We start from the raw sequence: 15,089 nt of genomic DNA on the forward strand, positions 1-15,089 counted from the left end.
TTTTGCCTTCCGCTATGGGCGGGTGACGAAGGAGACGAGCTTCGGCACGCGCACAATCACCTTGATGATCTCGCGATCACCGATCGAACGGATGACCGCGGCGGCTTCCCGCGCCATCTTCTCCAGGTCTTCGCTTGAGATTTTCGGCGATACCTCGAGGAGGGTGCGCATCTTGCCGTCGACCTGGACGACCGCGGTGACCGATTCCTGCACGAGCAGGGTCTGCTCGGCCTTGCGCCACGGCACGAGGGCGATGCACGGCTCGTAGCCGAGGTGCTCCCACATGTCCTCCGCGGCGTAGGGGGCGAACAGGTTCAGCGCCATGGCGGTGGCTTCGGCGGCTTCGCGCACGGCGGCATCCGCTGGCCCGGCACCGGTATCGATGACTTTGCGGGTCGCGTTGACGAGCTCCATCAGGCGGGCGACGACGACGTTGAACTTGAACGACTCCACCAGGCCGGGTGCGTCGGACAAGAACCGGTGGGTGACCCGGCGCAGGGTGACGTCGCCCGTCTTCCACTCCACATCGGGCGCACTCGTGACGTCGCGGGCGACGCGCCAGGCGCGGGCCAGGAACTTGGCCGAGCCGACCGGGGAAACGTCAGACCAATCGATGTCGTCTTCGGGCGGGCCGGCGAAGGCCATCGTGAGGCGTACGGCGTCAACGCCGTGGCGTTCGATCTCCTCGGTGAAGTAGACCAAATTGCCCTTGCTCTTGCTCATCTTGGCGCCGTCGAGAATCACCATGCCCTGGTTGAGTAGGGCGGTGAACGGCTCGGTGAAGCTCACATAGCCCTCGTCGAAGAGGAACTTCGTGATGAACCGCGCGTACAGCAGGTGCAGAATGGCGTGCTCGACGCCGCCAACGTACTGGTCGACCGGCGCCCACTTCTCGGCCTCTTTCGGGTCGAAGGCCTTGGTGTCGTCCGTGGGGTTCAGGAACCGCAGAAAGTACCAGGAGCTGTCGACGAAGGTGTCCAGGGTGTCGGCGTCGCGGGTCGCCGGCGTGCCGTCGATCGGGTTCGGCACGTTGACCCAGTCGGTCGCACCGCCGAGCGGCGACGTTCCCCGCGGCTTCAGATCGAGGCCCTCTGCCGGCGGCAGCAGCACCGGCAGCTGGTCGTCGGGAACCGGGATCTCTGCACCATCGGCGCCGTGGATAATCGGGATCGGAGCTCCCCAGTAACGCTGCCGGGAAACCAGCCAGTCGCGCAGACGATAGTTCTTAGCCGACCGGCCGAGCCCGTCGGCGGCGAGTTGCTCGACGATGCGCTTGATCGCGGTGATCTTGCTCAGGCCGTTGAGCGGACCGGAGTTAATGAGGCGGCCCTCGCCTGCCAGGGCGATGCCGGTGCTGAGCGGGTCGAGCGCCGGCAGCTCTTCGGTGCCGTCTAGCATGCCCTGGGTGATCACCGGGATCATGCCGGTGGCCGGCGAGTTGGTGTCGACGACGACGCGCACGGGCAGGTCGAAGGCGCGGGCGAAATCGAGGTCGCGCTGGTCGTGGGCCGGCACGGCCATGATCGCGCCGGTGCCGTAGTCGGCAAGCACGTAGTCCGCCGCCCAGATCGGCAGGCGTTCCCCGTTGACCGGGTTGATCGCGTAGCGGCCGATGAACACGCCGGTCTTGGGCCGGTCGGTGGCCTGACGCTCGATCTCGGTGCTGCGCTGAACCTGTACGAGGTAATCCTGGAAGGCTTCCTGCACCTCGGGCGTCGCCTCGGCGACGAGTTCAGCGGCGAGGTCGCAATCCGGGGCGACGACCATGAACGTCGCGCCGAACAGCGTGTCCGGCCGGGTGGTGAACACGGTGACGCGTTCGGCGCGTCCCTCGACCTGGAAGTCGACATCCGCTCCGATGGAGCGGCCGATCCAGTTGCGCTGCATGTTGAGCACCTTGGCCGGCCAGGTGCCCTCGAGCTGATTGAGGTCATCCAGCAGACGGTCGGCGTAGTCGGTGATCTTGAAGTACCACTGGGTGAGTTTCTTCTTCACGACGACGGCGCCGCTGCGGTCGCTCGTGCCGTCGGCCAGCACCTGCTCGTTGGCGAGTACGGTCTGGTCGATCGGGTCCCAGTTGACCCAGCTGTCCTTGCGGTAGGCCAGGCCCTTCTTGTACAGCTGCAGGAACAGCCACTGGGTCCACTTGTAATATTCGGGGTCGCTCGTATGCAGTTCGCGGTCCCAGTCAAAGCTGGTCGCGTAGAGCTTCATGCTCTTCTTCTGCTGAGCGATGTTGTCGTAGGTCCAGCCGCGCGGGTCGATGCCCCGCTTGATGGCGGCGTTCTCGGCGGGCAGGCCGAAGGAATCCCAGCCGATCGGGTGCAGCACGTTGAAACCCTGGTGGCGCCAGTAGCGGGCGACGACGTCGCCGAGCGCATAGACCTCGGCGTGACCCATGTGCAGGTCGCCGGAGGGGTACGGGAACATATCGAGCACGTACTTGCGCGGGCGGGTGTCGCCCTCACCGCTCGTCTTGAACGGAGCGAGCTCCTCCCAGATGGGTTGCCACTTCGCCTGGATCGCGGCGAAGTCATACACTTCTTCGTCGCTCTCAACGCTCGAATCGATGCGTACGCTTTCGTGCTCGTGAACCACGTGACTCTCATTCATTGCAGGGGTTAGACATGATTGATACGAGGTGCACGCACAACAAAGCGCCGGTGTACCCCCCTTTAGATTACTAGGACGCAGCGACTCCAAGGTCGCACGAGGCACGAAGCCTTCGCAGCTGGCCGCCCGGGCCGCCAGAGGGCCCGGCCTTGTTGATTCAGGCGCAGCACGTAGGCTGAGCGAAATGAATGACATCCTCACGTGGATCCTCGACACCGTATCCAGCGTCGACCCGGTCGTTCGAACACTGCTGGCCTTTTTGGGTATGCTGCTGGAAACTTCAGTGCTGGTCGGCCTGGTCGTTCCCGGCGACACCATAGTGATCGTCGCCAGCACGGCGGTCTCCGGCCCGGTCGAGTTTGTCACGCTCGTGCTCGCCGTGATCGTCGGCGCCCTGGGCGGGGAGAGCATCGGCTTCGCGCTCGGCCACCACTTCGGACCGTTCATCCGTGCAAGCCGGCTGGGCCGCCGCATCGGCGAACACAACTGGATTCGCGCCGAGAACTACCTCGACCGGCGCGGTGGTTTGGCCGTGTTCATCTCCCGGTTTCTGCCGGTGCTGCACTCCCTCATTCCGGTCACCGTTGGAATGAGCCATATGCGCTACCGCACCTTCATGGCCTGGACCGTGCCCGCCTGCGTTATCTGGTCACTCGCCTATGTCACCGTCGGGTCGGCGGCGGCCGGCGGCTACCGCGAGCTCAGCGGCAGCTTGCACTTCGCCGGCTACCTGTTCGTCGGCGTGATCGCACTGTTCGTACTCGCGGTGTTCCTGATCAAGAAATGGCTGCACCGCCGCGAGCTGCGTCACATGGACTGAGCCCGGGCTGGCAGGGTCACCCGGGCCGTCACCAGGTCGTCGGGCACCGGCGTGTGGGAGATGAGCAGCACGGCCCGGTGGGCGTCGGCCGCAGCTCTCAGCAGGTCGCGCACGAGGGCATCCGCCTGGGCACTGTCGACGTTCGCGGTGGGTTCGTCGACGATGAGCACCGGAAAGTCGGCCAGCAGGGCCCTGGCCAGGGCAATCCGCTGAGCCTGTCCGCCGGAGACCAGGGCGCCGCGCTCCCCGACCCGGGCATCGAGGCCGCCGCGCGCTGCGACCCATTCAGCCAGTCCGACGCGGGCCAGCACGGCTAACAACTCGGCGTCGGTGGCAGTATCGCGGGCAAACAGCAGATTTTGACGGATGCTGTCGTCAAATAACCACGGGCGCTGCTCGCACAGTCCGACCACCCGCCGCACGTCGGTCTGAGCGAGCAGGCGGGCTTCGACCCCGTTCAGACGGTACGAACCGGTGTAGTCAAGAAACCGCACCAGGGCCTGCGCGAGGGTGGTCTTGCCGGCACCACTCGGTCCGGCCAGATGCACCCGGTCCCCCGGCGCGAGCCGAAGGGTCACACCGGCGACGCCCGGTTCGGTCTGGCCGGGCCAGCTGGCACCCAGGTCGGTCAGTTCGAGCACGACCGGGGTTGCCCGCAACGGCCGGGGGTTCGGAACATCGACGGGAATCTCAGCCGGTGGCGAAGCCGGAACAACCTCGGCGACGCGCCGCGCGCTCACCCGCACCTGGCGCCAGGCCGAGGCGGCGAGCGGAATCATTCCAAACACCTCGAATACGGCCAGCGGCACGAGCACGGCGACGATGAGGGTCGGGCCGAGCAGGTCCGGGCTGAGGAGTCCGCCGCCGCCATCGAGCGCGGGAATGCCGAAGTAGAGCGCGCCCAGCGTTGCCGCACCGGCAAACAGCGCAACGACGGCCGATTGCACACCCACTCCGACCGAGCGGCGCAGGGTGGCCCGGCGCAGGCGCTCATCGGTGCGGGCAAGCGCGGCAAGACGCGGCCTGAGGGCGTCGAAGGCGGTGAGCACGTCGAGGTTCTCCACGATTTCGAGCACCTCATCGGCGAGGGTGCCGCGGAGCGGTGCGAGCTCCCGCTCCGCCCGGGCGGCCAGGCTGCCGGAGAAGAGGGTACCGAGCACTCCGGCCAACAGCAGACAGACGAGCAGGGTGAGGCCGGCGGCCGGCACGATCAGCCAGATGCCGATCACGCTGAGCAGGGCGGTGATTCCCGCGACCAGCAGCGGTTGCACAACCCGCAGCGGCAGGTCCTGCAGGTCATCGACGTCGCGCACGAGGCGGGTGAGCAGATCGCCGCGCCCGGTCTGGGCCAGGCCGGCCGGGGCGACCGGAACGATACGACGAAAGATGCCCAGGCGTAGTTCGGCGAGTTGCCGGAATGCGGCATCGTGGCTGGTCAGGCGCTCCAGGTAGCGAAACACGGACCGAAAGATGGCGAAGGCACGCACGCCGACGACGGCCATGCCCAGATAGGCCAGGGACGGCATTTCGGCGGCGCGGGTAATGAGCCAGGCCGAGCAGGCCAGCAGCGCCACCGCCATGACGGCGCTCGTCACGCCGGCCAGCAGGCCTGGAGCGAACCAGCGCGGGCGCGGCTGGGCGAGCCGCAGTACGTCGCGCGCGGCCGGGGTCGGCGTCCGGTCAGACATGAATCAGCTCCTGCAGCTCAATCATATGGTCAGCTGCGGCCAGGACGCCCGGCCGGTGGCTGACCACGATCACGACGCGGCCCTGATCGGCCAGTCGGCGCAGCCCGGCGAGCAGGCCGGCCTCGGCGTCGACGTCGAGCGCCGAGCTGGGTTCGTCCAGAATCACGACCTGGCACTCGGTCGCGAGGGCCCGGTAGATCGCCCGCGCGGCGGCGACGCGCTGCGCCTGCCCGCCCGAAAGCCCGTCGCCGTTGACCCCGAGCACCGTGGCCGGTGAAACCTCAGCGGCCCCCGCCCAGTCGAGGGCCTGAGCGACCAGAGTCCCGATGGGCGTGCCCTGGCCAGCGGATGCCGCTCCCAGCGCCACATTCTCGGCCACCGTTCCCCGGACCAGGCCGGGTCGCTGGCCGGCCCAGGCCAACCACGGCCGACTCGGCCCGGCTGCCACGGCAACGCCGCCGAGCGTCACTGCGCCGGTCAGGGGTACGAAGCCGAGCAGGGCGGCGACGAGGGTGGACTTGCCGACTCCGCTCACGCCGCGCAGCACGCTAATTTGCCCGGAGGCGAATTCGGCGTCCAGCCGGTCGATCACGACGGTGTCGCCGCGCCGAATAGACACGTCGACCAGGCGCAGCGCGCCGGCACCGAGGCCTCCCAGCGCGACCGGCGCAGCCGCAGGATCGACCGGCGCCGGGGCATCCGCTTTATTGAAGTCGTCGTCGAGAATCGCGAACAGCTCTTCGGCAGCGGCCAGGCCGTCGGCCGCGGCGTGAAATTGCGCTCCGACCTGGCGCACCGGGAGAAACGCCTCGGGGGCCAGCAGCAGGACGAACAGCCCGACGCCGAGCAGCAGCTCGCCGTCGATGAGCCGCAGGCCAATCGACACGGCGATGAGAGCGACCGAGAGACTTGCGGCCAGTTCGAGCACGAAGCCGCTCAGAAAGGATACCCGCAGTACCTTAATTGTTCGGGTGCGGTACTGCTCGGTGATGGAACGGATGCGATCAAACTGACGGCGTTCCCGGCCGTAGATCTTGAGGGTGCCGAGGCCGCCGACCACGTCGAGAAACCCGGTGGAGAGGCGTTGCAGTGCCTGCCACTGGTCCTGCTGTACCGACTGGGTGACCCGGCCGATGAGAATCATGAACACGGGGATGAGCGGAATCACGATGATGACGGTGAGGCCGCTGGGCAGGTCTTGCCAGAGCATTACCGCGATCAGAATCGGCGTAGCGATCGCGGTCAGCAACAGCTGCGGCAGATACCGCGCGAAGTAGTTGTCGAGTGCGTCGAGGCCGGTCGTGACAACGGTCGCCAGGCGTGCACTCTGCTGCGAGGCGACCCAGTCTGGGCCGCGCTCGGCGAGCTTGGCCATGACCTTGGCGCGCAGTTGACTCTTTACCTGCGCCGCACCGCGGTTGGCCGCGACTTCCAGCAACCAGATCAGCAGAGACCGGAGCACAATGACCGCGGCTAGGGCGACCAGCGTGGGTACGATCTCAGTGAGGGGCTCCCCCGCCACCAGGAGGGTGATTGCTCGGGTGAGAAACCACGCGAAGGCGACGACAACGAGGGTTTGTGCGAACCCGAGCAGCGCGCCAATGAGAAGAAACCGGCGCGCCGCTGAGGCATAACGAAGAAGGCGAGGATCCAGGGGGCGCACTGCCTTATTCTCCCACAGCCCGTGTCACGGGTGTGCTGGTCAACGGGGTACTCGTCAGGGGCGATCTAGTGAACAGAGACCTCAATATGGGCCCGACCAATGCGCTTGCGAAACACCCAGTAGGTCCAACCCTGATAGAGCAGAATGACGGGCATTCCGATCAGTGCCGTCCAGCTCATCACACCCAGCGTGTACGCCGACGAGGAGGCGTTGGCGATGGTCAGGCTGTTGGCTGGGTCGTTACTCGCCGGCATGACCTCGGGAAACAGCGAAGCGAACAGGCTCAGCACGACCAACCCGATAGCGCCGGCCATCAAGCCGAATGCGAGCCGCTCGGCCCCGCGCAGGTTGGCGAGGAACGATGCGATCAGTGCACCAGCCGCCACGGCGGCCAGAAGAGCGGATGCCACGGTGCCGTAGGCAAAGATTGTCCACACCAGGAAGGTAGCCGCGACAACGATCATCAGGATGCCGGCTTTGGTGGCGAGCTTGCGTGCCCGCAGGCTAATGTCGCCCTCGGTCTTGAGCGAGATGAAGACCACACCGTGCACAAAGAACAGCAGCAGAGTGGTGACCCCACCGAGCAGGGCATACGGGTTGAGTAGGTCAAAGAAGGTACCGGTGTAGTTGTGGTTGACGTCGAGGTTCACGCCGCGCACGATGTTCGCGAAAGCCACACCCCAGAGCAATGCCGGAACGGCCGATCCGAAGATAATCATGCCGTCAAACCATTTCTTCCACGAAGATTCGGGGCGTTGGTGCCGGTATTCAAACGACACCCCGCGCACGATCAGGGCGACCAGAATAAGCACGAGCGGGAGGTAGAAACCGCTGAACATCGTTGCGTACCATTCGGGGAACGCCGCGAACAACGACGCCCCAGCCACGATCACCCAGGTCTCGTTAAGGTCCCAAACCGGACCGATGGTGTTGATGAGAACGCGGCGATCGGTGTCGTCCCGGCCCAGGAATGGAAGAGACATGCCGACCCCAAAATCGAATCCATCGAGCACGAAGTACCCAACGAACATGACAGCGATGATCCAGAACCAAAGAATTGTGAGATCCATTTTGTATTCCCCTAGACCCGTCTTAATAGACCGTGGCGGTGTGCTTGACTTCGCCGGACTCGGCGTCGAGAATCGGAGCATCGTCCGGCCCCTTCTGAACGGCTTTCAGGATGAGTTTGAACTCGACCACCACGAGAATGCCGTAGAGCACCGTGAAGGCGATCAGGGAGATGAGAATTTCCACGCCGGTCACGCCGGGTGAAACGCCGTCCTGCGTTCTCAGCAGACCAAACACGAGCCACGGCTGGCGGCCCATTTCGGTGAATACCCAGCCGACCGTCATCGCGAGTAGCGAAGCGGGGAAGCTCCAAATAGCGAGCTTCCATACCCAATTCTGCTTCGGCATCCGTCCCTTGCGGGTGAGAAACAGCCCAACGACGGCCACGAGCATGTGTACGAGACCGAGAGCGATCATCCAGCGGAACGCCCAATAAGTGATCCAGATGGTGGGCGTGTAGTCGCCGGGGCCGTACGTCGAAACGTACTGGGCCTGCAAGTTGTTAATGCCCTGCACGGTGCCGTCGAAGGTGTGGGTCGAGAGGAACGAAAGCAGGTAAGGGATGCGGATCGAGAAGAGTTCGTGCACACCGTCGGGCGTGCCGAGTGTAAAGAGGGAAAACGACGCGTTGGCTCCGGTGGCCGTGTGGTAAAGCGCCTCGGCGGCTGCCATTTTCATCGGCTGCACCTCACCCATCACGAGGCTGAGCTGGTCGCCGGCGAGAGTTGTACCAATGCCGGCCAGGACCATCATCCACAGACCGAATTTGAGAGCTGGGCGCATGGTCTCAAAATGCTGGTTACGTGCCAGGTGCCAGGCCGCCACCGAAATGATCAGGCCTGCCGACACCATGAAACACGCGAAGATGGTGTGCGGGAACGCCGCCAGTGCGATCGGGTTGGTGAGCAGTTCCCCGATGCTAGTCAGCTCGGCCCGGCCCTTCTCCGCGTTGATGGTATACGCGATCGGGTTCTGCATGAAGGCGTTAGCCGCGAGGATGAAGTAAGCCGACGTGATGCTGCCCATCACGGTGAGCCAGATGGTGGCGAGATGCACCTTCTTCGGCAGTTTGTCCCAGCCAAAGATCCACAGGCCGATGAACGTCGCCTCGAGGAAGAAGGCAAGGATGCCCTCGAACGCGAGCGGGGCCCCGAACACGTCACCGACGAAGCGCGAGTAATCCGACCAGTTCATACCGAACTGAAACTCCTGCACGATTCCCGTCACGACGCCCATGGCGAAGTTGATCAGAAAGATTTTGCCGAAGAAGTGCGTCAGCTGCAAGTACTTGGCCTTGTCGGTGCGCACCCACGCCGTCTGGAAGATGGCGACCGTGAGGGCCATGCCAATGGTGAGAGGCACGAAGAGGAAATGGTAGACGGTCGTAAGACCGAACTGCCACCGTGAGAGGAGTAACGGATCCAACCACTCGTTCATATGCCCTCCAGCATTTATTCGCAGCACGCATAATTTCTACGCTGTGTAGAACACTACACTTCTACGCTGTGTAGAAACCTGGGTATGACAGCAATTTTCTACGACACGTAGAAATTACAGTTCGACCGCGTAAGATACTGCGTATGGCAAATTTGGGCGTGCTTGAGCGGCTTCTGATGGATGTCCTGTGGGACTCCCCCACACCGTTGACCGCCAACGATCTCAAGGATTCTTTGATGCGCCCGGGTCTTGCGACCAAGCCCACGAAGCCACTGGCGACCACAACCGTTCTGACGGTGTTGTCTCGACTTGAGACAAAGGGTTTCGTCACCCGCGACCGCAGCGTGCGCCCACACACGTACACCGCTGTTATGACCCGTGCGACCCACACGGCCGAGCTCATGCATGAGGTACTCGGGCAGGTGCCGGACCGCCAAGCGGCCCTCGTGCGGTTCATTGGAGGCGTCACCCCTCAGGAGGCGGACACACTGCGCCAACTCCTCGGCGTTGCGACGACCGACAACCTCTAACTCCGCCAGACCTTAACTGCGATACCCGTGATCATCAGCGCCGCCCTGCTTGGCGTCATTGCCGTGATTCTCGCTTGGCCTTTTCCGTTGGTGCTGGCCCGGTCGGATTGGCCCGCGCGCTCCCCGGACGTCGCCCTCGTGCTCTGGCAGGCCATCGCCCTGTCCGGTGGCATGTCGATGATCGGCTCCCTGCTGCTCTACGGTCTTGTTCCGTTCGGTAATGCTCTGCCACAGAGCGTCATCGCCCTCGGCGACAGCCTGCGGTCCGGTACTCTTCCGGCCGATACGCGTTTCACCCACGTGCTCGCGCTCGGGGCAGCTATTCTGCTCAGCACTCACCTGCTGTTGAATTTGTTCGCCACTTTCGTGCGCGCCGAGCGACAGCGACGCCGCCACTACACTCTCATCGCCCTGCTCAGCGATCCTCTGAACGGCCAACCGGGAATGCGCGTCATCGACCATCCTGCCCCGGTCGCCTATTGCCTTCCCGGTGCTGGTCATTCCGCGACGGTGCTGTCTAAGGGATTGCTCCGCCTGCTCGACGCCGACCAGGTGCGTGCGGTGATCGCCCACGAACGAGCCCATCTGGTTCAGCAGCATCACCTGGTGTTACTGGCCTTCAAGAGTTGGCACAGCGCCCTACCCTGGTTTCCCATCGCCAATCGCGCTGAAAATGCCGTGGCGCTCTTGGTTGAAATGATCGCGGACGATCGCGCACGCCGCGACGTGGACGACCGCACACTCGCTACCGCTATCGCGCTCGTGGGGCTGGGGCAACAACCGGAGGTCCTCGCCGCAGCGTCGGATGGCGAGTCGGACGAGCCATGGATCTCGTCGCCGGAGCGCGCTCTCGTCGCTCCGCGGGTGTACCGGCTCATGAACCAGGCTCTTCCCCTGTCCCGCCTCGCCACCATGGCCGTCTTCGTGACCGCGATCGCGCTCGCCCTCGCCCCAGCCATCGTGCTGTTGCGGGCATAGACGCACAAAACCCTCACACCGCCCAAGAAGGGACGTTATGAGGGTTTTGGGTGAAACGATACGGCTAGAAGAGGTTTGCCTTTTCGAGCCAGGCCGCCGCGATGGCCTCAGCGGACTTCTGGTCATTGACGCTCTCGGAGTTGAGGCTCACCAGGTCCTCAGCGCTGAGGGCAGCACTGATCTTGTTCAGTACCGACGCGGCCTTGTCGGTGACCTTTTCGGAAACCAAAGGCACGACGTTGTCCGCGAAGAAGAGACCATCTGGGTCGCTCAACGCCACGAGCTTGTCTGACTTGATGTTGGGGCTTGCCGTATAAATATTGGTCAGCTGAATAGCGTTGTCAACAAGAGCCTTAACGGTCAGCGGGCCACCACCATCCTCAATCGGGGTGAAACCGGCGGTTTCGATGCCGTACTTCGCCTTGAGGGCGGCCGGCCCATACGGACGTGTCTCCAGCACAGAGGTGCCACCAACCATGAGCGGTTCGGTGACATTCTTCAGTGACGCAATGTCCGTTAGGTTGTATTTTTCCGCGAAGGCTTGGGTTACGGTCCAGGAATTCTGGTCTGAGGCCGCCGCTTTGTCCAGCACGCGCAGGGTAGAGGGAAGCGCCGCTTGAAGCTCGGTGTAGATCGCGTCGCTCGTGCCACCGACAGCGTTCGGTTCGAGTGCCTGCAGCAGGCTACCGGTGTATTCGGGGAATACATCGACGCCGCCTGCTTCCAGCTCGGGCAGGTACACCTCGCGCTGGCCTATCCGGAACGTGCGGTCGACGGTGAAACCGTTGGCCTCTAATGCCTGCGAGTAGATCTCGGCGATGATCTCATTGGAGTAGTAGTCCTGGGAACCCACAACGAGCGTGTCGGCAGCGCTTGTGGCGCCACTTCCACTGCCCAGGGGATCACCGGACGCGCACCCTGCGAGGGCTACTGCGGCCCCAACCGCGACCACACTGATGAGCGTGAGTCGGCCTTTTTTTGCTGTGAACATGCGTTTTCCTTTCATGATGGCGAATTCCATCACCGGGCCAGCTTGGTGAAACCGGCCCAGATGTCTGTGGGGCGTCCGGCCGCAACTCCGCGGGGAACAACCAATTTCTGAAGCACCGTAAAGATGCCCTCAAGCAGCAGCGCGAGCAGAATAACGAGAATGGACCCGCCCAGCATCTGCGCATAATCGAGATTTTTCAACCCCGTAAACAGGAAGCGGCCCAGTCCGATGTCGGCCACGTAGGCAGCGAGTGTGGCGGTGGCCACGATTTGCAGCGTGGCCGAGCGCAACCCACCCATCAAGAGGGGAACGCTGAGCGGAAGCTCCACTTTGCGCACAATCTGCCCCTCCGACATCCCCACGGCTCTGGCGGCATCGATGGTCGCGCGATCAATCGCTTCAAAGCCGGTGTATGCCCCCGCGAGAATGGGTGGGATCGCGAGCACCGTGAGGGCCGCGTAGGGTGCGGTCAGACCGATTCCCACCGACAGAGCGACAAGCGTGAGCAACCCCAGGGTCGGAATGGAACGGAAAGCGCCTGCAGTTCCGACAGCCAAGCCACGCCCGCGTCCGGTGTGTCCAATGAAGAAGCCCAGCGGTATGGCGATGACGGACGCAAAGACAAGTGTGAGCAAAGTAAAGCCCAGGTGTTCCAATACCCGGATGCCGATGGCATTCGATCCCACATAGTTGGTCGGATCGAACAGCCACGCGACTGCATCTGCAAAGAAGTTCATGCCACCGCCTCCTTGTCAGAGCGCATCGGCGCGCGCGCCGCCGATGGCGCAGATCTCGTCCACGGCATGAGAAGGCGACCGAGAAGAACGAGAGCCCCATCCAGTGCCAGGGCGAGTACGACCGTGGCGATAATCCCGGCAATGATTTCCGCCTGGATGCCACGCTGAAAACCGTCGGTGAACAGACTGCCCAGGCTCTGGGCACCAATGACAGCGCCCACCGTAGCGAGACTGACCGTACTCACTGCGACGACCCGCAACCCGGCCAGCAGGACCGGACCCGCGAGTGGAAACTCCACCCGCCAGAACTGGGTCCACTCGGAGAAGCCCACCGCCATCGCGGACTGTCGAACGTTCCGGTCGACGGAGGCGAGACCATCGGCCACCACTCGCACCATGAGCGCCACACCGTAGAGCGTCAGGGCGATGATGAGATTGAGCGGCGAACGAACGGTCGTTCCCACGATGAAAGGAAGCACAATGAAGAGTGGGAGCGAGGGTACGGCGTACAGCAGGCCTACGCCCGAGAGAATGATGCCGCGCCCAACGCGGAAGCGGTATGCCAGCCAGCCGAGGGGAACAGCCAGGAGAAAACTGAGGATGATGGGCGGAACGCTCAGCACGACGTGATCGAGAGTGCGATCCCAGATGAGGTCCAGGTTTGACCATATCCAGGTCACCGGGGATCCCCACCCTGCGCCGGGGCACCCGATCCCGCGAACGGGCCGGCCTTTACTTCGGGGGCGGCCTTTTCTTCGGGCGCGGCCTTTGCTCCAGCGGCGGCACTCGGGGACGTTCCACCCGCGAGTACGCCGGCGAGCCGTCCATCGGCGTCGACAAGCACGTCGCCGTCCGAGTGGGACTCGAGGTGCAGCACGCGTTTGCCGCGATCTGCACCGACAAAGGTGGCCACAAAATCGTCTGCCGGATTGGCCAGGATCTCCGCCGGGGACCCCACCTGGGCGATCAGCCCGCCGGTACGCAGGATCACCACCTGGTCGCCGAGCAAAAAGGCCTCGTCAATGTCATGCGTCACAAACACGACCGTTTTTCCGAGTTCCCGCTGCAGGCGCAGCAACTCCTGCTGCAGTTCCGCCCGCACAATCGGGTCAACGGCGCCGAAGGGCTCATCCATGAGCAGAATGTTGGGATTGACCGCGAGGCCGCGCGCCACTCCGACTCGTTGCTGCTGGCCGCCGGAGAGCTGACTCGGGTACCGGTTGGCAAGCGATCGATCAAGACCGACCGTGTCGAGTAACTGCAGAGCCTCGGTGCGGGCTCTCTTCTTGGGAATCCCCGATAGCATCGGCACGGTGGCGACGTTGTCGATGACCTTGCGATGGGGAAGCAGCCCCGAGTTCTGCATGACGTAGCCGATCCCACGCCGCAGTTTGACCGGTTCGAGTGTGCCTATATCGGCCCCGTCAATCTCGATAGACCCGCTCGTCGGGTCGACCATCCGGTTGATCATGCGCAGCAGCGTTGTCTTTCCTGACCCCGAGGTTCCGACCAGAACGGTGGTTTTGCGTGAGGGCAGCACGAGGCTGAAGCCATCGACGGCAACCGTGCCGTCGGGGAACCGTTTGGTCACCGAGTGGAATTCAATCATCGTGGTGGCTCGCTCCTCGCATCAAGTCGGGTCAGACAAACCAGATGCTAACCCAACCACTTTTCTACGCGACAGGCAAAACAGATTGCGCAAAAAGAATTCATCCCGGAGCGAACAGGCAACCCACTGCCTCAAATTCCGACCACCCTACCGAGCAATGCATCGGCAGATCGACGCAGAGCAGCTATGACGAGCAGAGGCTACGACGCAGCGGCGAGGAGGCTGAGCGCCCGCGGGCTGTAATAGCGGTCGAGGTACTCGCGCAGCACCAGCCGACACTCGGCGATAAACCGTTCTTCACCGAGCGGCTCGCTGTGGAAAGCACGTGCCAATAGTGCGTCGGCCATTTCGACGGCGACTTCGAGGCGAAAGATGAGCTCCGGGCCGGCGGGCAGATTGAACTCGTTCACGAGCACATCAGCCAGGCGGCGGGCGAAGAAATCAACGTCGGCCGCGGCATCCGCTGCCGGAGCACCGTCTCGGTCATCGAAGTTGACGATGCGAAAGCCGGGCTCTGAACGGTACAGACCGACGAAGGCCGTGACGACACAGTCGACAGCGTCCCACCAGGTGGTAAGGGTGCTTGCACCGAGCTCGTCGACGACGCGCTGCCGAAAACGCACGACGGCACGCTCGTGCAGGGCGTGCAGAACAGCCACCCGGTCGGGGTAATAGCGGTAGACCGTACCGATCGACGCACCGGCACGCTCAGCGATCATCGCCGTCGTGATGCGGTCGAAACCGACCTCGTCCACGACCGCAGCTGCGGCATCGAGCAAACCGGACAACCGTGCTGCGCTGCGCTGCTGAATCGGCTCAGCGCGCACCTGCTGTGGTGCGGCGCCAGCGTCTTCACCCAATAGGCCATTAAGCGGCATTTATCCCCCTTGAAGATAAGTCAACATCATACGGGGTAAAACCCCATTTATACATCTCTGATCGGGGGATGCACAGC

At 63.7% G+C, this 15,089-nt stretch carries 13 protein-coding genes; 3 read left to right on the top strand and 10 right to left on the bottom strand.

Features of this window, described 5'->3' with window-relative positions:
• Positions 1-12: 12 nt before the first annotated feature.
• Entirely contained in the window at positions 13-2,598 is a 2,586-nt protein-coding gene (leuS, locus tag CXY80_RS13865; RefSeq protein WP_369828698.1) for a leucine--tRNA ligase, read from the bottom strand.
• A 199-nt stretch (positions 2,599-2,797) separates the two neighbouring features.
• On the opposite strand from leuS, the gene CXY80_RS13870 reads away from it, so the two are divergent.
• Complete coding sequence (locus CXY80_RS13870; protein WP_092450475.1) at positions 2,798-3,433, top strand: DedA family protein; 636 nt, start codon at positions 2,798-2,800, stop codon at positions 3,431-3,433.
• On the opposite strand, the gene cydC is transcribed toward CXY80_RS13870, so the two are convergent.
• From cydC to CXY80_RS13890, 4 genes are all read right to left on the bottom strand, one after another.
• Positions 3,421-5,121 (bottom strand): thiol reductant ABC exporter subunit CydC, encoded by a 1,701-nt coding sequence (cydC, locus tag CXY80_RS13875; protein ID WP_104132841.1) that lies wholly within the window; start codon positions 5,119-5,121, stop codon positions 3,421-3,423. The two genes, CXY80_RS13870 and cydC, sit on opposite strands and share 13 nt — an antisense overlap.
• Positions 5,114-6,784, bottom strand: a complete 1,671-nt coding sequence (gene cydD, locus CXY80_RS13880) for a thiol reductant ABC exporter subunit CydD (RefSeq protein WP_104132842.1) — start codon at positions 6,782-6,784, stop codon at positions 5,114-5,116. The genes cydC and cydD overlap by 8 nt, the downstream gene beginning before the upstream one ends.
• 65 nt (positions 6,785-6,849) lie before the next feature.
• Complete coding sequence (cydB, locus tag CXY80_RS13885) at positions 6,850-7,854, bottom strand: cytochrome d ubiquinol oxidase subunit II (RefSeq protein WP_104132843.1); 1,005 nt, start codon at positions 7,852-7,854, stop codon at positions 6,850-6,852.
• A 22-nt stretch (positions 7,855-7,876) separates the two neighbouring features.
• Positions 7,877-9,289, bottom strand: coding sequence for a cytochrome ubiquinol oxidase subunit I (locus CXY80_RS13890; RefSeq protein ID WP_104132844.1), 1,413 nt, complete (start codon positions 9,287-9,289; stop codon positions 7,877-7,879).
• A gap of 143 nt (positions 9,290-9,432) precedes the next feature.
• Here CXY80_RS13890 and CXY80_RS13895 point away from each other — a divergent pair, with 143 nt between their 5' ends.
• Together CXY80_RS13895 and CXY80_RS13900 are read left to right on the top strand one after the other, a co-directional pair.
• Entirely contained in the window at positions 9,433-9,819 is a 387-nt protein-coding gene (locus CXY80_RS13895) for a BlaI/MecI/CopY family transcriptional regulator (RefSeq protein WP_104132845.1), read from the top strand.
• Between the two features lie 27 nt (positions 9,820-9,846).
• On the top strand, positions 9,847-10,797 hold the full coding sequence (locus CXY80_RS13900) for a M56 family metallopeptidase (RefSeq protein WP_233195384.1): 951 nt from the start codon (positions 9,847-9,849) through the stop codon (positions 10,795-10,797).
• A gap of 64 nt (positions 10,798-10,861) precedes the next feature.
• Here CXY80_RS13900 and CXY80_RS13905 read toward each other — a convergent pair whose 3' ends face one another.
• The 5 genes from CXY80_RS13905 to CXY80_RS13925 form a co-directional block, all read right to left on the bottom strand.
• Positions 10,862-11,788, bottom strand: coding sequence for an ABC transporter substrate-binding protein (locus CXY80_RS13905; RefSeq protein ID WP_092450733.1), 927 nt, complete (start codon positions 11,786-11,788; stop codon positions 10,862-10,864).
• A gap of 29 nt (positions 11,789-11,817) precedes the next feature.
• Positions 11,818-12,525 (bottom strand): ABC transporter permease, encoded by a 708-nt coding sequence (locus CXY80_RS13910; RefSeq protein WP_104132847.1) that lies wholly within the window; start codon positions 12,523-12,525, stop codon positions 11,818-11,820.
• Positions 12,522-13,205, bottom strand: coding sequence for an ABC transporter permease (locus CXY80_RS13915; RefSeq protein ID WP_092450492.1), 684 nt, complete (start codon positions 13,203-13,205; stop codon positions 12,522-12,524). The genes CXY80_RS13910 and CXY80_RS13915 overlap by 4 nt, the downstream gene beginning before the upstream one ends.
• On the bottom strand, positions 13,202-14,134 hold the full coding sequence (locus CXY80_RS13920) for an ABC transporter ATP-binding protein (RefSeq protein ID WP_092450495.1): 933 nt from the start codon (positions 14,132-14,134) through the stop codon (positions 13,202-13,204). Before CXY80_RS13920 ends, CXY80_RS13915 begins: the two co-directional genes overlap by 4 nt.
• Before the next feature lie 200 nt (positions 14,135-14,334).
• A complete protein-coding gene (locus tag CXY80_RS13925) occupies positions 14,335-15,012 on the bottom strand; it encodes a TetR/AcrR family transcriptional regulator (protein ID WP_092450497.1) in 678 nt (225 codons plus the stop codon).
• Positions 15,013-15,089 lie beyond the last annotated feature (77 nt).

The organism is Cryobacterium sp. M91 (genome assembly GCF_002929615.1).
In the GTDB taxonomy this organism is placed as follows: Bacteria; Actinomycetota; Actinomycetes; order Actinomycetales; family Microbacteriaceae; genus Cryobacterium; species Cryobacterium levicorallinum.